The sequence below is a fragment of the Kribbella polygonati genome (assembly GCF_050320105.1).
Lineage (GTDB): Bacteria > Actinomycetota > Actinomycetes > Propionibacteriales > Kribbellaceae > Kribbella.
Window position 1 is genome coordinate 7918017 of the sequence record NZ_CP190129.1, and the last position, 19683, is coordinate 7937699.

24 protein-coding genes are annotated in these 19683 nt (G+C 68.0%); 16 read left to right on the forward strand and 8 right to left on the reverse strand.

Annotated features, from left to right (window positions below):
• Window positions 1–21: 21 nt before the first annotated feature.
• The 3 genes from ACQHIV_RS38005 to ACQHIV_RS38015 are packed head-to-tail and all read right to left on the reverse strand — an operon-like array spanning window position 22 to window position 1291.
• Window positions 22–900: an aminoglycoside phosphotransferase family protein gene (locus tag ACQHIV_RS38005; RefSeq protein WP_427896646.1), complete on the reverse strand. Its 879-nt coding sequence runs from the start codon at window positions 898–900 to the stop codon at window positions 22–24.
• The gene (locus tag ACQHIV_RS38010) at window positions 798–1121 is read right to left on the reverse strand and encodes a hypothetical protein (RefSeq protein WP_427896678.1); all 324 of its coding nucleotides are present in this window, start codon (window positions 1119–1121) and stop codon (window positions 798–800) included. The genes ACQHIV_RS38005 and ACQHIV_RS38010 overlap by 103 nt, the downstream gene beginning before the upstream one ends.
• Window positions 1118–1291 carry a hypothetical protein gene (locus ACQHIV_RS38015; protein WP_427889171.1) on the reverse strand — a complete coding sequence of 58 codons (174 nt, stop codon included), beginning with the start codon at window positions 1289–1291 and terminating at the stop codon, window positions 1118–1120. Before ACQHIV_RS38015 ends, ACQHIV_RS38010 begins: the two co-directional genes overlap by 4 nt.
• Before the next feature lie 145 nt (window positions 1292–1436).
• Between ACQHIV_RS38015 and ACQHIV_RS38020 the strand changes: the two genes are divergently transcribed.
• From ACQHIV_RS38020 to ACQHIV_RS38055, 8 genes are read left to right on the forward strand one after another with little or no spacing between them, the layout of a single operon-like run.
• Complete coding sequence (locus ACQHIV_RS38020) at window positions 1437–2135, forward strand: GAF and ANTAR domain-containing protein (protein WP_427889172.1); 699 nt, start codon at window positions 1437–1439, stop codon at window positions 2133–2135.
• A gap of 6 nt (window positions 2136–2141) precedes the next feature.
• A complete protein-coding gene (locus ACQHIV_RS38025) occupies window positions 2142–2510 on the forward strand; it encodes an ArsR/SmtB family transcription factor (RefSeq protein ID WP_427889173.1) in 369 nt (122 codons plus the stop codon).
• Window positions 2507–2986: an NADH-quinone oxidoreductase subunit B family protein gene (locus ACQHIV_RS38030; protein ID WP_427889174.1), complete on the forward strand. Its 480-nt coding sequence runs from the start codon at window positions 2507–2509 to the stop codon at window positions 2984–2986. The genes ACQHIV_RS38025 and ACQHIV_RS38030 overlap by 4 nt, the downstream gene beginning before the upstream one ends.
• The gene (locus tag ACQHIV_RS38035; protein WP_427889175.1) at window positions 2983–5022 is read left to right on the forward strand and encodes a proton-conducting transporter membrane subunit; all 2040 of its coding nucleotides are present in this window, start codon (window positions 2983–2985) and stop codon (window positions 5020–5022) included. Before ACQHIV_RS38030 ends, ACQHIV_RS38035 begins: the two co-directional genes overlap by 4 nt.
• Entirely contained in the window at window positions 5019–5948 is a 930-nt protein-coding gene (locus ACQHIV_RS38040) for a respiratory chain complex I subunit 1 family protein (RefSeq protein ID WP_427889176.1), read from the forward strand. The genes ACQHIV_RS38035 and ACQHIV_RS38040 overlap by 4 nt, the downstream gene beginning before the upstream one ends.
• A 2-nt stretch (window positions 5949–5950) precedes the next feature.
• Window positions 5951–6598 (forward strand): hypothetical protein, encoded by a 648-nt coding sequence (locus tag ACQHIV_RS38045; RefSeq protein WP_427889177.1) that lies wholly within the window; start codon window positions 5951–5953, stop codon window positions 6596–6598.
• Between the two features lie 13 nt (window positions 6599–6611).
• Window positions 6612–8108: a proton-conducting transporter membrane subunit gene (locus ACQHIV_RS38050; RefSeq protein ID WP_427889178.1), complete on the forward strand. Its 1497-nt coding sequence runs from the start codon at window positions 6612–6614 to the stop codon at window positions 8106–8108.
• Window positions 8105–9622 (forward strand): NADH-quinone oxidoreductase subunit C, encoded by a 1518-nt coding sequence (locus ACQHIV_RS38055; protein WP_427889179.1) that lies wholly within the window; start codon window positions 8105–8107, stop codon window positions 9620–9622. Before ACQHIV_RS38050 ends, ACQHIV_RS38055 begins: the two co-directional genes overlap by 4 nt.
• Before the next feature lie 41 nt (window positions 9623–9663).
• Here ACQHIV_RS38055 and ACQHIV_RS38060 read toward each other — a convergent pair whose 3' ends face one another.
• From ACQHIV_RS38060 to ACQHIV_RS38070, 3 genes are all read right to left on the reverse strand, one after another.
• The gene (locus ACQHIV_RS38060) at window positions 9664–10059 is read right to left on the reverse strand and encodes a hypothetical protein (protein ID WP_427889180.1); all 396 of its coding nucleotides are present in this window, start codon (window positions 10057–10059) and stop codon (window positions 9664–9666) included.
• A gap of 146 nt (window positions 10060–10205) precedes the next feature.
• A complete protein-coding gene (locus ACQHIV_RS38065; protein WP_427889181.1) occupies window positions 10206–10793 on the reverse strand; it encodes a hypothetical protein in 588 nt (195 codons plus the stop codon).
• Window positions 10794–10927: 134 nt separating this feature from the next.
• On the reverse strand, window positions 10928–11749 hold the full coding sequence (locus ACQHIV_RS38070) for an SAM-dependent methyltransferase (protein WP_427889182.1): 822 nt from the start codon (window positions 11747–11749) through the stop codon (window positions 10928–10930).
• 217 nt (window positions 11750–11966) lie between these two features.
• Between ACQHIV_RS38070 and ACQHIV_RS38075 the strand changes: the two genes are divergently transcribed.
• Together ACQHIV_RS38075 and ACQHIV_RS38080 are read left to right on the forward strand one after the other, a co-directional pair.
• A complete protein-coding gene (locus tag ACQHIV_RS38075) occupies window positions 11967–12158 on the forward strand; it encodes a hypothetical protein (protein WP_427889183.1) in 192 nt (63 codons plus the stop codon).
• A 520-nt stretch (window positions 12159–12678) separates the two neighbouring features.
• The gene (locus tag ACQHIV_RS38080; RefSeq protein WP_427889184.1) at window positions 12679–14352 is read left to right on the forward strand and encodes a SulP family inorganic anion transporter; all 1674 of its coding nucleotides are present in this window, start codon (window positions 12679–12681) and stop codon (window positions 14350–14352) included.
• A 228-nt stretch (window positions 14353–14580) separates the two neighbouring features.
• On the opposite strand, the gene ACQHIV_RS38085 is transcribed toward ACQHIV_RS38080, so the two are convergent.
• The gene (locus ACQHIV_RS38085) at window positions 14581–14793 is read right to left on the reverse strand and encodes a hypothetical protein (protein ID WP_427889185.1); all 213 of its coding nucleotides are present in this window, start codon (window positions 14791–14793) and stop codon (window positions 14581–14583) included.
• 103 nt (window positions 14794–14896) lie between these two features.
• Here ACQHIV_RS38085 and ACQHIV_RS38090 point away from each other — a divergent pair, with 103 nt between their 5' ends.
• From ACQHIV_RS38090 to ACQHIV_RS38115, 6 genes are all read left to right on the forward strand, one after another.
• A complete protein-coding gene (locus ACQHIV_RS38090) occupies window positions 14897–15328 on the forward strand; it encodes a hypothetical protein (RefSeq protein WP_427889186.1) in 432 nt (143 codons plus the stop codon).
• The gene (locus ACQHIV_RS38095) at window positions 15321–15812 is read left to right on the forward strand and encodes a hypothetical protein (RefSeq protein ID WP_427889187.1); all 492 of its coding nucleotides are present in this window, start codon (window positions 15321–15323) and stop codon (window positions 15810–15812) included. Before ACQHIV_RS38090 ends, ACQHIV_RS38095 begins: the two co-directional genes overlap by 8 nt.
• Window positions 15809–16957: an MAB_1171c family putative transporter gene (locus tag ACQHIV_RS38100; RefSeq protein ID WP_427889188.1), complete on the forward strand. Its 1149-nt coding sequence runs from the start codon at window positions 15809–15811 to the stop codon at window positions 16955–16957. Before ACQHIV_RS38095 ends, ACQHIV_RS38100 begins: the two co-directional genes overlap by 4 nt.
• Window positions 16958–17140: 183 nt before the next feature.
• Window positions 17141–17782 carry a hypothetical protein gene (locus ACQHIV_RS38105; RefSeq protein WP_427889189.1) on the forward strand — a complete coding sequence of 214 codons (642 nt, stop codon included), beginning with the start codon at window positions 17141–17143 and terminating at the stop codon, window positions 17780–17782.
• Between the two features lie 6 nt (window positions 17783–17788).
• Window positions 17789–18208, forward strand: coding sequence for a hypothetical protein (locus ACQHIV_RS38110; RefSeq protein WP_427889190.1), 420 nt, complete (start codon window positions 17789–17791; stop codon window positions 18206–18208).
• Entirely contained in the window at window positions 18205–18765 is a 561-nt protein-coding gene (locus tag ACQHIV_RS38115; RefSeq protein ID WP_427889191.1) for a hypothetical protein, read from the forward strand. The genes ACQHIV_RS38110 and ACQHIV_RS38115 overlap by 4 nt, the downstream gene beginning before the upstream one ends.
• On the opposite strand, the gene ACQHIV_RS38120 is transcribed toward ACQHIV_RS38115, so the two are convergent.
• The gene (locus ACQHIV_RS38120; RefSeq protein WP_427889192.1) at window positions 18679–19668 is read right to left on the reverse strand and encodes a WxL protein peptidoglycan domain-containing protein; all 990 of its coding nucleotides are present in this window, start codon (window positions 19666–19668) and stop codon (window positions 18679–18681) included. The two genes, ACQHIV_RS38115 and ACQHIV_RS38120, sit on opposite strands and share 87 nt — an antisense overlap.
• Window positions 19669–19683 lie beyond the last annotated feature (15 nt).

Here is a 19683-nt window from a genome sequence, read left to right on the forward strand (position 1 = left end):
TCGAATGGCCGCTTGCTGCCGTCAAGTGCAGCCGGGGGAGCGTGTTCTGGACTTCCACTCGGCGGCGGAGAGGCGGCGGAGTTCGGTGTAGAACGGGACGAGGTGGGCGAAAGTCTCGCGCTCGTCCGCGGTAGCGTCGTAGCCGTCCAGTACGGCGGGGAGCAGGGCGGGATCGTCGAGGGTCAGGACGGCCAGGTCCATGGCCGCGTCGCCGGGGCCCAGGTCGTGAAGATCGATGAGGCCGACTCGGCTCCCGTCGACTCTGAAGTGTTCCGGGCGGCCATCGAACAGGATCAGGTCCCCACCGCGGTCCTCCAGTAGTGGACGCAGTTGGTGGTGCCACCGCAGGAACTGACTTACCTCATCCGGGTGAGCACCAGTCGTTCGCCACCAAGAGGTGATGCTTTCGACCCAGTCGGCGATCCACAGATCGACTGTCGGACGACCGCTGTACGGCGGTTCGCTGCCGAGCGAGTGGATCGTTCGAAGGAGCCGTCCGGCTTCCCGTTGGATGGGCGGAGGGCTGGCGGACGACAGTGCAACGCCGGGGGTCCAGCTGAGGATGAGCTCGTTGGGGCCGTGGCCAAGCACTTCCGGCACGGGCAGACCGGCTGCTGCGAGCCGCCGTACTGCCTCCACCTCCGGTACGAACGCCCCGGCCGCCAGGTCGGCTTTGAGGACGACCGGTCCGTGGCTGGTCTCGACGCGGGCGACGAGTCGGCCGTACCGCTGCGCGAGAACCTGCCAGCCACTGACCTCGAACCCGAACCGGCCGACGATGTCCGGCGGATCGGGGATCAGAGGGTGACGCCGTTCTCGCGGAGGGCGGCGGCCAGGTCCTGGTGGTGCGGTATGCCTGGGAGGTCGCCGTCGGGCGACGGGCCCGCGAGCTCGAGCGATTGACCGTAGGCGGCGAGGCGTTCGGACTCGGTCAGGATGGCTTCGCGTCCTTCTGGCGACCAGCCGTGGAGGTCGGTGATGTCGAGGATGACGGTGTCGGCGCGGGTGAGGACCCAGCCCATGGCGCCGTTGAAGCGGTGCAGGGCCGCCTTGCCGAGGTGACCGGTGATGGTCACGACGGCGACCGCGCCGACCTGCTGGTACTGCCACTGAATGGTCATGCGTCGGGCTGCGGTACCACGACGTCGTTCTCCATCGCGAGGCGGAGCAGGCTGTCGAGTTCGCCGGCGTACACGCGTTCGCCGTCGATGTCGCCCTCGTCCTGGGCGGTGCGCAGCGCGAGCCGCGTGTTGGTGATGCGCTGCACGAGTTCCTCCGCGAAGGTGCTCATGGTCTCCTCTTGATCGTCACCGTCGCCGGTCCCCTGAATGACTCAAGACTTGCAGGAAATTTCAATTCATGCTGCCATGCCTTGTGGCTGTTGTGAAGGTACGGCGATCCTCCGCGGACCGGCCGCCCGTGACCGGAGGATGCCGGTGAGCTCGGGCGACGCGGAAGAACTCTTCGCCCGCCTCGCCGTCGAGCTGCACGACGCGGCGACCGCCGGTGTCGACGAGACGGCGCGCACCCTCGTGGAGTTCGTCCAGCAGACGCTCAGCTGCCGCCACGTCTGCCTGTCGCTGAGCGAGCGCGGCCGTCTCGACGTGGTCGCTGCGAGCGATGGTTGGGTCGAGCAGCTCGACCGCGCCCAGCTGGAGCACGGCGAGGGTCCGCTGCCGACAGCGTTCGCGTACGACACCCTTGTCTGGGTTCGCGAGGCCCAGTCGGATCCCCGCTGGCCGGCGTGGTCGGATGCGGTCACGGACTCCGGCGCGCAGACCGTTCTCCAGATGCCGTTGCGAACGTCGGACAAGACCGTCGGCGTGCTCGGCCTGTACGGCACAGATGCCAACGCCTTCAGCGAAGACGATCGGGAGACGGCACAGGTGCTGGCCCATTACGTGGCCGAGGTCGCGGTCTCGACGGCACGACGTACGAAGAATCTCGCGGTCGCGATGGACGCGCGCAAGCTGGTCGGTCAGGCGCTGGCTGTGCTGATGCGGCGCTACGACATCGACGACGCCCGTGCGTTCAAGCTCGTTCGCCGACGGGCGCAGGCGGCCGACGACAAGCTCCGTGACGTCGTGCAGTGGCTCGTCGACAGTTCCCTGCACGCGGCACCTGGGGAGAGTTAGGAACAGATGACCACACCGTTGCATCAGCTGAAGGCTGAGTTCTTCAAGACACTGGGACATCCGGCGCGGATCCGGATCCTGGAGCTGCTCAGTGTGCGGGAGATGGCGGTCGGCGAGATCCTGACAGAGGTCGCGATCGAGCCGTCGAACCTGTCGCAGCAGCTCGCCGTACTGCGTCGCGCCGGGCTGGTCAGCACCCGCAAGGAAGGCTCGGTCGTCCACTACTCGCTGACGAGCCCTCAGGTTGCCGAGCTACTGCTGGTCGCCCGGAGCATACTCACACAGGTTCTGTCCGAGCAGACCGAGCTCCTCGACGGTCTCCGCGCCGACGCGAAGGCGAGCGGCCGCAGCCGGATCACGCGGGGCACCAGATGAGAAACCTCCTCCGCAAGATCCGCACGACCGGCAAGGTCGCCGAGCCGGCCCCGGAACGGCCGGACCGTGCCGACGTACCGAAAGTCCTGCGGGGTTCGGTGCAGGTCCGGCACGTCGACGCCGGCTCCTGCAACGGCTGCGAGATCGAGATCGGCGCGGCGTTCGGACCGGCGTACGACGGCGAGCGGTACGGCGCCCGTCTCGTCGCCTCACCGCGGCACGCCGACGCCCTGCTCGTGACCGGCCCCGTGACCCGCAACATGGCCGACCCGTTACGCAAGACGTACGACGCGACGCCGAATCCGAAGGTGGTCGTCGCGGTCGGGGACTGCGCGCGGAACTGCGGCGTGTTCGCCGGCGCGTACGGCGTCGAGGGCGCGGTGGCCGACGTGGTACCGGTTGATGTCGAGATCGCCGGCTGCCCGCCCGAACCGGAGGCGATCATCGCCGCGTTGCGAGGCCTGACCGGTCGATGAATCTGGTGGAGTCGGCGCTGCTGGCGAGCAGCGCGGTGGCTGCGGTTGGTGCTGTCGGCGCTGCCTTGTCGACGGGATGGTTACGTCGCTGGGCCGCAGGGGGAGCGGTCGCGCTCTGTGGCGTCGGCGGCGTAGTCGCCGGTCTCGCGCTGCTCCACGGTCGCACCCTCACTCTGAAGGTGCCGGGGCTACTGCCGCTGGGCTCTGTGGAGTTCGCCGGGGACGCGTTGTCGGGACTGTTCGCGGTGCTGATCGGTGCGGTTGCCGCAGTGGTGGGCGTCTACTCGATCGGCTACACCGCTGGACATCACAGTGGACCTGGCGAAGGCGCCGGGTCGCGCACGACACAGGCGATCCTGCCGCTCTTCGTCCTCGCGATGGTCTGGGTGCCGTTGGCCGGCAACGTGACGACGTTCCTGGTCCTCTGGGAATTGATGGCGCTGACGTCGCTGGTTCTCGTTCTGGCCGAGCACCGTGCCCGCGCCGAGGTCCGCACCGCGGGCGCGTGGTACGCGGCGATGACGCATGGGGGCTTCCTTGCGATCCTCCTGGCGCTGCTGTTGTTCGTCTCGCGCGCAGGAGACGAGTCGTTCACCGCGCTGCGCGCAGCCGCTGGTGGCATCCCGCCTGGAGTCCGAGCGGTGATCTTCATCCTCGTGCTGATCGGCTTCGGCTCGAAGGCGGGCGCCGTGCCGCTGCATGTCTGGTTGCCGCGCGCGCACCCGGAGGCGCCGAGCCATGTGTCGGCGCTGATGTCCGCTGCGATGGTGAAGCTAGGTCTGTACGGTTTGCTGCGAGTCGGGTTCGACCTGCTGGGTGGCGGGCCGCAATGGTGGTGGACGGTCGTGTTGATCGTCGGAGCGGGATCGGCGCTGTACGGCGTACTGCAGGCGAGCGTGGCGGTCGACCTGAAGCGGCTGCTCGGCTACTCGACCACGGAGAACCTGGGCATGATCCTGATGGCGGTCGGTGCCGCCGGGATCTTCGCCGCTCAAGGCAACCGGACGCTGGCGAGTGTCCTGCTGGCGGCGGCGCTCCTGCACGCGGTGAACCACGCCGGCTTCAAGACCTTGCTGTTCCTCGGTGCGGGATCGGTGCTGCGGGCAACAGGTTTACGTGATCTGGACCGGATGGGTGGGCTGGTGTCGAGGATGCCGTTCACCGCAGCGTTGTTCGGCGTAGGGGCGCTCGCGGCCGCGGCCTTGCCGCCGGGCAACGGCTTCGTGTCCGAATGGCTGTTGCTTCAGGGCCTGATCCACAGTCTGACCTCGGCGCCGAACGTCCTGATCGCCGTGGCGATGCCGCTCGCTGTCGGCGTGGTCGCGCTGACGGCCGGGCTCGGCGTCGCGACGTTCGTGAAGGCCTTCGGAGTCGGGTTCCTCGCCCGGCCGCGGTCGGAGCCGGCGGCTCGCGCGACCGAGAGTTCGTTGTCGATGATCTTCGCGATGGCGCTGACCGCGACCGGGTGCGCCGGGCTCGCGATCGCCCCGGCGGCGGTCGGCCCGTACCTGAACCGGGTGGTGACCGCATTCCCCGCGGTGAGCGACCGGGCGCCGTTGCAGGCCGGCGTGACCTTGCGGCTCGCGGGAATCGCCGGATCGATGTCACCGCTGCTGATCGCGGTCGGTCTGCTGGCCGGTTCGGCGGTGATCGTGACTGCTGCCCGGCTGTTCGGCCGGCCGCGTCGCCGCTCGCTGGCGTGGGGATGCGGCGGGACCCGGCTCGATCCGCGGATGGAGTACACCGCGACATCCTTCGCGGAGCCGTTGACGCGGGTGTTCGACGACGTACTGCGTCCTGAGTCCGACGTCGACGTGACGCATCACGACGAATCGGCGTACCTGATCGAGAGCGTGCGCTATCGCCAACGGGTCGCGGACCGGGTCGAGACGGCCCTCTATCCACCTGTCTTGAATGCGGCCGAGCGTTGGGGTCGCATCATGGGGCGGTTGCACAACGGCAGCGTGCACAGGTATCTGGCGGTCGGGCTCGTCGGGTTGATCACGGTCCTCGTGGTGGTGGGGGTGACGTCATGAGTGCGGTTCTCCAGGTGGTGCTGCTGATCGTCGTCGCGCCGTTCCTGGTCGGGCTGATGCGGCAGGTCCGCGCCAGGCTCGAAGGGCGCGCCGGCGCCGGGATCGGTCAGCCGTGGCGGGACCTCCGGAAACAGTTCGCGAAGGAGCCGATCAGCCTGGACGGTTCGAGTTGGATCTTCGTCGCCGCTCCGACCGTACTGCTCTCCTCGACCCTGGTGATCGCGGCCGCCGGACCGTTCGTCAGCACGGTGTCGCCGCTGGACCGCGTGGCGGACCTCTTCGCGATCGTCGCGCTGCTGTTGCTCGGTACGGTCGCCCTCGCGCTCGCCGGCCTGGATACGGGTACGGCGTTCGGCGGTATGGGCGCGAGCCGCGAGATCACGGTCGCGGCGTTGGCCGAGCCGACGATCCTGCTGGTCGGTTTCGCGTTGTCGACGCGGGTCAACACGTCCAATCTGGCGGCGATCGTCGGCCGGGTGCAGGAGTCGCCGGGGGAGGTGCTGACGCCCGGCAGCCTGCTGGCCGCGGTCGCGCTCGCGGTCGTGGTGATCGCGGAGGCCGGGCGGTTGCCGGTCGACAACCCGTCGACGCACCTCGAGCTCACGATGATCCACGAGGCGATGATCCTGGAGTACTCCGGTCGCGACCTCGCTTTGGTCGAGCTCGCCTCGGCGCTTCGGCTGACCGTGCTCCTGGGGTTGTGGGCGAATCTGTTCCTGCCCTGGGGCGTGGCGACGAGCGGGTCCGCGGTCGCCTTGCTGGTCGGAGCGGTCGTCTTCGTTGTCAAGCTGGGGATTCTCGCGGCCTTGCTCGCCGCGGCGGAGGTGTTCATGGCGAAACTGCGGCTGTTCCGGGTTCCGGAGTTGCTGGCGGGCTCGTTCCTGTTCGGTGTCCTGGCCGTCTCGTCGTCGTTCTTCCTGGCGTGACGATGAACGAGCAACTGTTGTACGTCGCCGCGGGAGGCCTGCTGCTCACTGCGGTACTGGTGCTCTGGCGCCGGGAACTGACCGCGATCGTCCGGCTGCTCGTCATCCAAGGCGCATTGCTGGCCGCCTTGGCCGGCGTGCTGGCCGCCGGGCACCGCAGCGTGGAGTTGTCGGTCGTTGCTGTCGGCATCTTCGTGCTCAAGGCGGTCGTCGTACCCTTGGTCCTGGGACGGGTGCTGCGTGATACCGGCGAGGCGCGGGAGACCAAGCCGGTCATCAACGTGACCGCCTCGATCCTGGTCGCGGCCATGCTCATCTTGATTGCCTATGGCATCAGTCGCCAACTGGTCCGGCTGTCGCCGTCGGCCGAAACCCATGCGGTGCCGGTCGGGCTGGCGATGGTGCTGATCGGGTTCTTCGTGCTGGTGACGCGGCGGCGGGCGTTGTCGCAGATCGTCGGGTTCCTGGTCCTGGACAACGGGATCGCGACGACCGCGTTCCTGGTCACGGGTGGTGTTCCCGGGGTGGTCGAGCTGGCCGTGTCCCTCGACGTACTGCTGCTGATGCTGGTGCTGCAGATCCTGACCGCCCGGGTCCGCACGGCGTTCGGAGGCACGGACATCGATGAACTCCGCGAGCTGCACGACTGAGATGAGTACTTTGATGACTGCGACTGCTCAGACCGGCGCGCTCGCCGTCGTGCTGATCGTCCTGCCTGTTGGCGCTCCACTTGTCTCGGCAGCGCTCGCCGCGCTGCTCGGCTGGCGCCGGGCGATCGGCGCCGGCCACGTCATCGCCGCCGCGCTCATCCTCGCTTCCGGCGTCGTCGCGGCCACGCGTACCGCGGGCGGCGCTTCCCTCGCCCTTGGAAGCTGGCTGCGGATCGACGCATTGTCGGCGGTGATGCTGATCGTGATCGGCGCCGTCGGCATCGTCGCGACCAGCGCCGGGCTCACCTACCCGACCGGATCCACCGAGCGCCGGGCCAAGGTGTACGGCGTACTCGTGCCGCTGTTCCTGGCGGCGATGGTGCTCGCGGTGGTCGCCAACAACCTCGGTCTGCTCTGGGCCGCGATCGAAGCGACCACGATCGTCACGGCGTTCCTGGTCGGTCATCGTCCGACGCGCAAGGCCATCGAGGCGACCTGGAAGTACGTCATCATCTGCTCGGTCGGAATCGCGCTCGCGTACCTCGGCACGGTCCTCGTCCACTACGCCGCCCGCCAGGCGGGCGTCGACGAGCACGCCAGCCTCGACTGGACCGCGCTGTCGACGCACGCGGCCGACCTCGACCCCGGCGTCATGCGCCTGGCGTTCGCCCTGGTGGTGCTCGGTTTCGGCGCCAAGGCCGGCATGGTCCCCCTCCACACCTGGCTCCCCGACGCCCACAGCCAGGCTCCCGCACCGGTCTCCGCACTCATGTCCGGCGTCCTTCTCCCGGTAGCGGTCTACGCCCTTCTCCGCTACCGAGTCATCGCCGTCGCCGCCATCAGCCCTGGGTTCGTACGAGCGCTCCTCCTGACGATCGCACTCGTTTCACTCGCAGTCGCCGCATCCCTGCTGCTGACCCAACGCGACTACAAGCGCCTCCTCGCGTACTCCAGCATCGAACACATGGCACTGGTTCTCGTCGGAGCCGCGATCGGTACGCCGCTCGCGATCGCGGCTGCCCTGCTGCACATCGTCGGGCACGGTCTCAGCAAAGCGGTGCTGTTCTGCGGTGCGGGGGAGATCCTCAACAAGACGGGTACGACAGCGATCAACGGCGTACGAGGCCTACTCGGCCGGGTGCCACTGCTGGCGGGTGCGTTCGGCGTAGGCCTGGTTGCGTTGCTCGGGCTGCCGCCATTCAGCCTGTTCGCCAGCGAGCTCGGCCTGGTCCGCGCCGGGCTCGCCGCCGGCCACGGCTGGATCATGGCCGTCACACTCGCCCTGCTCCTGGTGGTCTTCATCGCGATCGCCACCAAAGTCGCGCCGATGCTCTTCGGCGACGGCAGCGTGGTGGTCACCGACGCCGGGACCGGCAGCGTGTCGGCGATCCCGTGGACGACCGCCGTACCGCTCGTCGTCGCGCTGGTGGTTGTCGCCGTACTCGGTGTCGCCGATTGGCCGCTTGGCTCGCTTCTGCACACCGCCGGCCTGATTGTGGGGACCCCGTGAGCATCCAGGGCATCGACCGGCAGACGTACGCGTCCCGCCGCCAGGTGGCGGTGAGCCGCGGCACTCTCCGCGAGCGTGTACAACGGCTCCTGGACGACGGCTACCGGCTGGCATTGATCGCCGGTCACGACGATCGCGCCCGCTTCCGGGTGGTCTACCTGTTCACCGCCGGGCAGCCGGACCGTCGCGTCGAGCTGATCCTGACCGTTGATCGCGACCAGCCGAGAATCCCCAGCCTGGCAGGCATATCCTTCCCTGCCGGGCGTTTCGAGCGCGAGCTGCATGACCTCTTCGGGATCGAGCCGGAAGGCCATCCCCGACCACAGCGCCTCGTACTGCACCAGCACTGGCCGGTCGACTGGTACCCGATGCGCCACGACGCCACTCCCGACCCTGCATTCGGCTCACCGGACGAGCCGTACCCGTTCGTCACCGTCGAAGGCCCTGGTGTCTATGAGATCCCGGTCGGACCGGTGCACGCGGGCCTGATCGAACCGGGTCACTTCCGATTCTCGGTCGTCGGTGAGACCATCCTCAAGCTCAAGGCCCGGCTGTGGTTCGTGCACAAGGGCATCGAGAAGCTCGCCGAGGGTCGCCTGCTGGCCGACGTACTACCGCTCGCGGAGCGCATCTCGGGCGACACCGCCGTCGGCCACGCTCTCGCGTTCTGCCAAGCGGTCGAGGAAGCCCGCGACTGGCGCGTCCCACCACAGGCCACCCGGCTGCGCGCCGTACTGCTCGAACTCGAGCGGATGTACAACCTCGTCGGCGACATCGGTGCCCTGTGCAACGATGTCGGCTACGGCATCGTCAACGCCCACGCGCTCCGGATCCGCGAACAGCTGATGCGCCTGAACAAGCGGGTCACCGGCCATCGCCTGCTCCGTGGCGCGGTCGTCCCGGGCGGCGCCCGCGTTCGCGAACTGCCCGATCCCGCGGAGCTGTCCGCGATCGCGGCAGATGTCGCCGAGATCGTCGAGCTCGCACTCGCCAACAGCGTCGTCGTCGACCGGATGTCCGGCACCGCCGTACTCGGTCAGCAGCAGGCGCGTGACATCGGCACCCTCGGGTACGTCGCCAAGGCCAGCGGCCTGCAGTACGACGCCCGCCGCGACCACCCGTTCCTGGCGGAAACAGCCGACGTAGAACCGCCCCGTCATACCGACGGCGACGTACTGGCTCGCTTCCTGACCCGCGCCGACGAGATCCAGCACTCCGTCCAACTCATCACCCGCCTGCTGGACGGCAACCCGCCAACCTCCGCCGAAACCTCCAAGCCCACCTGGCTCGCCGCCCACCGCACCTCCGGCGTCGGCCTCGTCGAAGGCTGGCGCGGCACCATCGCCCACCGCCTCGAAATGTCCCCTGACGGCACCATCACCCGCTGGAAGATCGTCGACCCGTCCTTCTTCAACTGGCCGGCCCTCCCGGTAGCCCTCGCCGACACGATCGTCCCCGACTTCCCCCTCACCAACAAAAGCTTCAACCTCTCGTACGCCGGAAACGACCTCTAGCTGGACTGCACCGGCCCCTCGACGGTGCAGTCCGCGGGCGGTCAGTGTGCTGGCTTGAAGGAGATCTGGATCTGCATCGAGACTCCGGGCGGTGGCTTGATGCCGAAGATGTCGGTGCCCGACTGATGGCCCGTCACCAGGTTGAGCCCGGTGTCCATGCCGTTGAACGTCTCGTGCGAGCAGCCGGTGAACTGTGCGTCGCCGGTGTTCTTGTTGGTCGCCGGGTTGTGGTCGAGTTCGGCCCAGCCCCAGAATCCGCCCAGGTTGTCGGCGCCGCAGACGCTCTTGTTGTCGCAGTTGAACGAGAGACCGATCTGGTACACGTCCATGCTGCCGTCGCCGCCGTACGCCTGTGCGACGGACGTCGCGCTCACCAGCCCCCCAGCCGTGAGCGCCGCCACGGCGACGGCCGTGACGAACCTCTTGAATGCGCGCATTGGTTCCCTCCCCGCGCGATTGCCGGCACCCGAGAGTGCCGGGTGGACAACTCCGAGAGTGCGACGGTGGCAACCTGTCCGGCCTTGGTGAAACGACGGACCCCCGAGGGCGAGGCGCTCGGGGGTCCGGGGAGAAACCGTGCGGGTCAGTTCGCGGTGACGCAGGTGACGAAGGGCTGGACCGTGATCGTGCCCTTGGGGTCGTTGTTCGTCAGCGCGACTGTCCAGGAGGCGGCCGTCGAGACGCCGTTGGCCTCGGTGATGTCGCTCGGGTAGGAGCCGTTCAGGAACACGTCGGCGGCCGTGGTGCTGCCGGTGTCCCACTTGAGGCCGCCGCCGATCGCCTTCTTGCCGTCGGCGCAGGTGAGCGTCACGGTGCTGTAGCCCTTCGGCACCGTCTTCTGCGGGCCGTCCACCGAGAGGCCCGAGACGCCGTCCTTGCCGGCTGCACCGGCTGCGCCCTCGGGACCCGCGGGACCCTCGGGTCCGGCCGGGCCGGCCGCACCGCCGACCTTGTTGAGCTTGTCCTTGACGGCGGGGGCGAGGTCGACCTCGGCCACCGAGTTGTCCACGATCTGCACCGACGCGACCGAACGCGCGCAGAGCGGGTAGGTGAGAGTCGCGCACCCGGTTCCGCCCGCGGCGTTCGCGGCGATCGCACCCGCCCCGATGACACCGACCGCCGCGATCGACGCGGCGACGAGCTTCTTCTTCTTGGTGTTGAACAGCCTCACAACTGCAGTCCCTTCTTGGAACCCCGAGAAACCCAGACGACCCGGGCAGCGGCACAACGTATCAGGTCTGGACCGCACCGATCCTTTGATCGATCAAAAACTTCACGCGCTCTTGATCAGGTCGGCGTTGCGAGTCAGCGGCCGAGTACGCGGCCTACGCCGCCGATGATGCATCGGCGGATCGATGCTGCGCCTTCGCTCAGGTCGGGGTCGTCGGGACGCCAGTCGTCGCAGGGGACGAGGCCTGGCTCGAGGAGTTCCTGGTCCGGGAAGTACGTCGCGATCTCGTCGTACGAGCGGAACCAGCCGGTGCCGATCGGGCCGTCGACGAGGATGCGCTCGGCACTGTGGGCCATTTCGGCAAGCGACGGCTGATCGGGTACGGCGAAGTGCGAGATCACCGTGTACGAGCCGAGCGGAAGAGCGTCGACGTACCCGCGGAGCACTTCGAGCGGCCCGGAATCGTCCGGGCAGTGGGGCAGTGTCGCGGTGTGGATGAGGGCGATGGGCTCGGACCAGTCCAGAAAGGACTTGGTGACCTGGTCGTTGAGGACGGTCTTCGGGTCGAAGATGTCGGCGTCCAGGACCTGTACCCGGCGGTCGGTCTCGAGGAGCGCCCGCGTATGGGTCAGCACCATCGGGTCGTTGTCGACGTACAGGACACGGGCCTGCAGCCCGATCTGATGAACGACGGTCGACGCGCTCGCCGAGTTGGGCAGCCCTGGGCCGCACATGAGGAACTGTGCGATCTTGCCGGGCCCAGCGAGCCACTGCAGCGTGCGCCGGCGAAAGTCCGCGTTGGCGGCGACCAGCTCGCTGAAATGGCCGACCTTCTCGAGCTGTTCAGCCAGCAGACGGTCCGCGGCGAAGTTGTCCTTACCACCGCTCAACGCATCCCAGACCCGGGCCAGGCTCGGCGTCTCCCGGCCGCCCATGTCGTCGTTCTTGCTGCCCATTGGGTCACCATCCCATACGAGCGGCCCGCTCGCGCGGCCGCACCCTGTGTCGGGCTTGACATCCGGTGGTGCGGACACCACCCGTTACTTGACTGACGGGTGAGCGTGAAGTCCATGACGCGAATCCCGGCCGGCTTCACAGGACGCCGTACGCATGCGATGATGAATTGAAGAATCGTGCAAGTGTTCAGGCATGCAAGTAACAGGCTGGAGGGGTATGACTTCATTCACCCGCACTCAGGATGAACGGCCGCAACGGTTCGAGGTGGTCCGGCAGCTTCCCGGCGGAGTCAGTGAGACCACGGTTACCGACGGCGCCGGAGTCAGAGCGCTCGCCGAGCAGGCCGCCGCGAGCGGCGTGCGGCTGCGCATTCGCCCGCTGGCCGCAGACGATCCGGTACCGGACTGAGTGCTCACCTCGGGTGAATGTCCGCGCCCGCCTGGCGGCGCTGGATAGTTGTCGCGCTGGTCTGGGACCTGACGCAAATGCAATCCCGCCGCAGGATGTACCTCAGCTCTATTGCCGATTGTTCGCGGCGCGCGTCGAAGGCCGCGGTGGTGAACGAAGCCGCGGTCGAAGATCAGGGTCCGGTCGGTCACCGGCTCGCATCCGAGGCGTCAACCTCGGCCTCGATCTGGTCCGCAGGCGCCGGGCCTCGTCGGTCGGGACCCAGTCTGCCTTGGTGTTCTCGATGGTGGCGAGGTCGACCATGTCCAGAGCGCCTGGTAGTAGGCGAGCAGAGCGGGGGAGACGACCGTAGCGGACGCCTTGCTGCGATCGGTGATCAGGACCGGCTCCGCCTGTACCGAGCGTGTCCGGAGGGTGATCGCGAATTGCAGAAGTCTTCAATTACATAGATAGTAAAGCTTGTGATGGCGTCGGTGGGGTGTGGAGCGATGGTCAACGGCTTGCTGGATCCGGCGCTCTGATGGGTGTGGTGTGGGCGCGGATCGGCTCGTTGTTGCCGGCCCGGGACGATCTGGCCGCGATGGTGCGGCAGCCGCGGCGGGACCTCACCGCGGGGCTCACGGTCGCGATCGTCGCGTTGCCGCTGGCGCTCGGGTTCGGGATATCGTCGGGACTCGGTGCCGCTGCCGGGCTGGCCACTGCCGTGGTGGCCGGGGCGTTGGCGGCCGTGTTCGGCGGGTCCGGGCTGCAGGTGTCCGGACCCACCGGTGCGATGACGGTGGTGCTGGTGCCGATCGTGCATCAGTACGGCGCATCCGGCGTACTGACCGTCGGCCTGATGGCGGGCGTGATCCTGATCGGCCTGGCGGTCGCCCGCGCGGGACGGTACATGGCGTTCGTGCCGGCGTCGGTCGTCGAGGGATTCACCCTCGGGATCGCCTGTGTGATTGGGCTGCAGCAGATCCCCGCGGCGCTGGGCGTCGCGACGCCGGAAGGCGATCAGGTTGCCGTGGTCGCCGGTCGCGCGGTGGTGGATTTCGTCCGCGATCCGCACTGGGCTTCGATTGCGATCGCGGTCCTCGTCGCGGCGGCGATCCTCGTCGGCGGGCGGATCCGTCCCACGGTCCCGGTCTCGATTCTGGCGATCGTCGCCGTGACGCTCGGCGTCGAGCTCTCCGGGCTGGACGTCGTACGGATCGGTGCTCTGCCGGAAGGTCTGGCGGCTCCGTCGCTCGGTTTTCTTGAACTGTCCTCGATGTGGACGCTCGCCGGACCGGCGCTCGCGGTCGCGGCGCTGGCAGCGCTGGAGTCGTTGCTGTCGGCAGCGGTCGCCGACGGCATGGGCGTGAACCACAAGCACGATCCGGATCGTGAGCTGTTCGGGCAGGGGATCGCCAACCTGGTCGCTCCGCTGTTCGGCGGCGTGCCGGCCACGGGTGCGATCGCGCGTACGGCGGTGAACGTCCGATCCGGCGCCGGATCGCGGCTCGCCGCGCTGGTGCACGCCGTCGTACTCGCCGTCATCGTCTACACGGCCGCGCCGCTCGTCGCGCACATTCCGCTGGCGGCGCTGGCCGGCGTCCTACTGGCGACATCGGTCCGGATGGTGGAGGTCGGGTCGGTACGGGCGATGGCGCGGGCGACCCGGTCCGACGCCCTCGTCCTCGTACTGACGGCGATCGCGACGCTCGCGCTGGACCTCGTGAGGGCAGTCATCTTGGGGCTGATCGTGGCCGGTGCGCTCGCGCTGCGGGCAGTCGCGCGGAGCGCCCGGTTGCGGCAGATGCCACTGCACCCGGATCTGCCCGGCGACCACACCGCGGAAGAACGCGCGCTTCTCGACGAACACATCGTTGCCTACCGCATCGACGGTCCGCTGCTGTTCGCGGCCCACCGCTTCCTGCTCGAACTGTCCGAGGTCGCCGATGTCTCGGTCGTCGTACTGCGAATGTCAACGGTCAGCGCGATCGACGCGAGCGGCGCGCTCGTCCTGAAGGATGCCATCGGCAAGCTTCAGCACCGCGGCATCCTGGTGCTGGTCTCCGGCATCCGTCCGGGCCATCAGCGCCCTCTCGCCGCCCTCGACGTCATCACCGAACTCCGCGCCGCGGACCACGTCTTCGAACACACCTCGGAGGCGATCGCGGCGGCCCGCGCCCACCTCCACGACGCCGAGATCCTGCCCGTCAGCTGAGCAAAGTGGCCTGGCGTCAGTCTGTTCGGCGTCGGGTGCGTCTTGTCGCCAGCAGGCAGGCGGTGAGGGTCACAGCGGCGGTGAGACCGAAGGCCACGGCGATCGCGGTTCCACCCCTCAGACGGTAACCCGACCCATGGAGCCGGACCGATCAGGCTCGGCCCTGTCGAAAGGAACTCTGGCGAGAAGCGGCTCCCCCCGCCCAAGAGCCGCTTCTCCGAGTGGTTGTTACCAGCGGGACCAGTTGTCGGGGTAGTCCCAGTAGGCGCCGGAGCCGGGCCAGATCTGGCCGTACCTGTAGCAGGAGTCGGCCGAGCACATGAACGCCTCGTTGGTCGACGACCCGCTGTCCGAGCTGACGGCGACGACCGTCGCGCCGATCCCTGCCGCCAGGAGGCCGGCGGCGGCCACCGAGACGATCTTCGCCTTCGTCCTTCGCATATTTCCCGATTCCTCTCTCGAGTGTTGTCAGCGAGAGCGAGATTAGCTGAGGTGTTGACTAGCTGTACAGATTTTAGCTGAAATGAATTGATACAGTCTGGGCATGGCCCAGTCCGCCGCCGGCCGCACGCTTGCCGGGAAGATCGAGCAGCTGTTCGACGTGGTCCGCCGGCCGGACGGGGCCGCGTTCACCAACGAAGAGGTGGCACACGCGTGCCGTGAGGCGACCGGCGAGACGTTCTCCACGACGTACCTGTGGCAGCTGCGGACGGGTAAGCGCGACAACCCGACCAAACGGCATCTCGAGGCGCTCGCCCAGTTCTTCCAGGTGCCGCCGGCGTACTTCTTCGACGACGAGCAGAGCGAGAAGCTTGCCGAGGAACTCGCGTTGCTCGGCGCGCTGCGGGACGCCGGCGTACGGGCGATCGCCCTGCGTGCCGTCACCCTGTCCCCGGACGGGCAGGCCGTGATCAGGGACATGGTCGACGCGATCGCCCGCCGCGAAGGCGACCGGACTTCGGGCCGGAATGACTGAGCGCATCCGGGGACGGCAACGGCGGCGCTGCCGACGGCTGGCGGCAACGGTGCCGATGCCGGCCCCGTTCGACCAGGACCGTTTCCTGGCTGGGATCGCGGAGCTCCGCGGTCGGCCGATCGAGGTGCTGACGAGTGCGGTCGACGTTCCGTGCGGGCTGTTGGTGTCCACCGACGCCATCGACTACATCCTGGCGCCGTCGAACACGACCTCGCTGCATCGGCAGCACATCGTGTTCCACGAAGTCGCGCATCTTCTGTGCGAGCACGGTGAAGGTACGACGGTGCCCGCGCCCGTACTACCGGGCCTGTCCGCAGATCTGGTACGCCGGGTGCTCGGCCGAAGCGCTTACACCGATCCCCAGGAGCGTGAGGCGGAACTGGTGGCGACCTTCCTCACGCAGCGCCTCGCAGACCCGGCGCCCCGCGAGTACTCCGGTGAGCTCAAGGGGATCGGCAAGGCGTTCGGAGGCCCGGCGCGGTGATCGCCGCCTATCTGGCGGGGGCAGCGGCGTTCTGCCTGCTCATCTACCGGTTCGCCCGCTCGGGTTATCCCGGTGTTCGATACACCTGGTGTCTGAGCGCCTGCCTCGCCACGGGTATGGCGCTGACCACCCCTGGCGCGGTGGAGCTGCTTGACCGCGGGCATTCGGTACCGATGCTGACGACGCTCGCCAGCGACTGCTTGAAGATCTCGGCGCTCGGCTTCCTCGTCCTGTTTCTCGGCGCGCTCCGTGGGGCAACCCGCCGTCACGGTGCGGTCCTCGTGATGACGCTCGTGGTCGTCGTTGCCGAGGTTGTGCTGTTCCTGCTCGCGGCACCGCGTCCGGTCGGCGGCGACTTGGTGGTCGCGCCCGGGCGGACCGGGGTGTTCACCGCTTACCTGGCGGTCTTCGTGGCATCCGGGCTGGCGGGTCTCCTGGTTTTCACGGTGGCTATCGGCGCCACCGTACGGCGTGTCAGCGGGCCGCTGCGCGTGGGCCTGATCCTCACGACCGCGGGCGGTGTTACCGGGATCTGCTGGGTCGTTTGGACGGTCAGCGACATCGTGGCGCTGGTACGCGACGGCCGGATCGTGCTCGCGGAGGATGCGATCTCCGCGGTACTCGGGGTGACCGCGATCGGTCTGTCGGCAGTAGGCGCCACGGTGGGCCTGTGGCACAGCAGCCTCGCCGCGCTGGGACGTGCGCGTCGTGCGCGCCGCGAGTACGCACGGCTCGAACCGCTGTGGTTACTGGTATCCAGCGCCGCGCCGGGGGTGGTTCTCGAACCCGGGCTCCGCGTCCGGTTCCGGAACGCGGAGTTCGCGCTCTACCGCCGCATCATCGAAATCCGCGACGGCTACCTTGCCTTGCGCGACCACATCCCTCTGACGGTTGCAGACCCGACGCCGGCGGGAGAAGCGGGCATGCTGGTGGCGGCGGCCGAAGCAAGCCGTACGGGACGCCGCTACCGGCCGCCCGACCAACACTCGCCGTCCGACCACCGCCCGCCCCGGCGCTCTGACGCAACCGCAACAGCTGAAACCGCCTGGCTCGGCCAGGTCTCCGACGCGATCCGAATTCTTTCTCCGGCCAGGGCGTCACAACCGACGGCGCGCACTGGTAGTTCCCCGCATCAACAGGCTTGAGATCACGGACACACGCTGCAACACGATCCTCGAGAATGGCTCGTGAAGTCCGAGCCGGTGACGGGCGCGACGGGCCGCGGCCTGACGGTACGCCGAGTACCGTCGAATCGGCTCCGCTCAGGGTCGCGTTTGGCGGTCACTCCTCGTAACGTGGGGTGTGGACACGTTCAATGGGGGGACCAGATGTACGTGCATTCTGCCTGGCTGCGGACCAGCGCATCAGTCGACCAGCTCAACGCGTTCTCCAGCCGGCTCGGCGATGAGGTGGGGAAGCCGGATCTCACACACGGCCGCGGCCTGTGGGCGCGTGGGTTCGCTGACAAACAGGAGAGCGGGTGGGAGTCGTCGTCGAGGACGGGAACCTGGCGCGTGGGTATCGCCGTACTACCCGGGGTCGATTCCAGCCCCGACCGGCTGGTTGGAATCGTCGCAACAGGACCCGCGCTCCTTGCTGGACTGGTGTCGGATCTCGAGAGGTCCTTCGACATCGAGGGGATCAGCTCCGAACGCGTGCAGTTTCCGCTTCGCCCGTTGCTGGGTGGGGCGGCGCGCGATGTGGGCGTCGTACCGCGGTCCATCCGGCTGCGGAGCGAACGACTGCGGACACTGATCCAATCTGACGACGAGGCGGCGCTGCGCGAACAGGCGGCAGCGGTCGAGGGGGACGTCGTCGGCGTGACAGTCGAAGCAGGCCATCAGCGGGTGACCGTCCTCGACGACGGGTCGGTCGTCTTCGCCGAGTCGGCATCGCTGGACGACGTACTCGTCGCGATGCGATCGATTCAGCTGGCCGTCCAGGTTGCGGCGCCGGTCTGGTTGGAGTGACTTCTGATGGCGAAGAAGCAGAACTCGAGCATGTGCGGCGGACTGCAGCTCACAACGTCGTGCAAACCGCATCCGATCCGCGCGGCCGGCGCCACCCACGAGGTGCAGGTGGGCAACTTCGGTTACGCCACCTACATGGTCAGTCAGATCGTTGTCGCGATCAGCGGACCGGACAATGGCGCCAGCATCATCCTGAAGGACGGGACCACGATCAGTCCGACGTTGAGCTGGTCAGCCGGCACGTTCGGCCCCAGCACCCACGGCGACTGGTCGAAGGAGGTCAAGCGGCAACCAGCCGGCACCACCAAGGCGCACACCATCACGACTGCTGCCAGCTTCACCTCCGAGGCGGACGCCGATCCGCTGAACGACGAGCCGGTACCGACCCACGTCTGCCGGTGCAGGATCGATGTGATGGTCCCGTGAGCCCGGGAGTCGCACTTGCGTTGCTGTCCCTGATACAGCTCGGGCTGGTATGGCTCGCCGACCGAACGACGAAGAGCATCGATCATGTGATCTTCGTCCAGCAGCTCGACACCTACGGGACTGCGGGGATCAAGGACCTCCTCGTCACCCCTGGCGAAGGCGATACGAGGGGCAGCATCCGTACCGCCGAGGTCCTGCGACTGGCCGGGTTCGCTTCCGCTGCCCGGGCCACGATCACCGCGCTCGTTGTCACCTGCGCAAGCTTGATCGTCACGGCAGCCATCGTTGGGAGGGCAACGCCGGAGCCCAGGCTTGCCACGCTGCGCCTGTGGGCGAGCATTGTCGGCGCCATTGTGACGGGAGTCGCGGTGTTCTTGCTGTTGATAAAGCTCGTCAACAAGAAGCTGAAGGCTCAGGCACCGGGCGAGGTGCCTCAGGAATCGTGGTCCCTGAAGAACTATTGGGCGCGCCTACGATGTCGAGACGTCCTGACGCGCTACCTCACCATCGCGCTCCTCGGGAACGTCGTGGCCATCGTGGCGGTCGTCGGCATCTGAGCCTGGATCGGCAGCTCCACGCCGACGTACGACGATGACCGTGGCTCCGCACAGTGCGAGCACGAGGAGGGAGGCCAGCCAGGTGATCGACCACGTGTGTGTGGTGGCCGAGACGGTGTCGAGGGTGCCGGTGGATCCCGCTGCGTCCGTCAGTAACGGGAGCAGCGTGACCTTGCCTGTCAAGCGAGGCGAGGCTTTGACCTCGCGGACTGTTGTCGAGACCTTCCAGCTCTCGCCGGGCAACAGTTGGGGCGTGTCGCCGGCCTCGGCTTGCGCTGTACCGAACAGTCCGGCCACGGACACGGACGGGCGGGCCGACACGATGGCGTTGCCGGTGTTGCTGACCGTGTAGGTGACGATGACGTCGCTCTTGCTGCGACGCAACTTCAGGTCGTCAACGGCTGCGCTCGGCTTGAGCTCGCCGCTGACGCGTACCCGGATGCGGATGGCCAGCCGTCGATCCACGTCGCCGGCTTGTGCCAGCGAGGTGATGATGCCACCCAGGTGATCACCGGCTGTGGCATCGGCGGGAATCGTCAGCGTGAAGGGTACTTGGACCGATTTCCCCGGCAACACGGTTGCCTGAGACTGTGCAGCGTGGACCCAGGCGCCGAGGTCGGTCGACTTCGCGTCCTTGGCCCGGAGGTCGAGTTGACCGCGGTCGTTGGTGAATCCATCGGCAGCGTAGACCGCCAGCACGAGTGGCGTCGTACCACGGTTGGTGACGACGAGGGCGTCGTCGACCTGCCCGCCTGGATTGAGCGTATAGCTGTAGTTCGGGCGCTCGGCCCCGTAGCCGTTGTCTGCGGTGCCGACCGACCACGGTACGTCGTCCGCGGCCGCCGCAGGTACGCCGATGGCGACATTCAGCGCCACGAACAACATCACGAGTACTTTGCGCATCGCCAATCCTTCTGC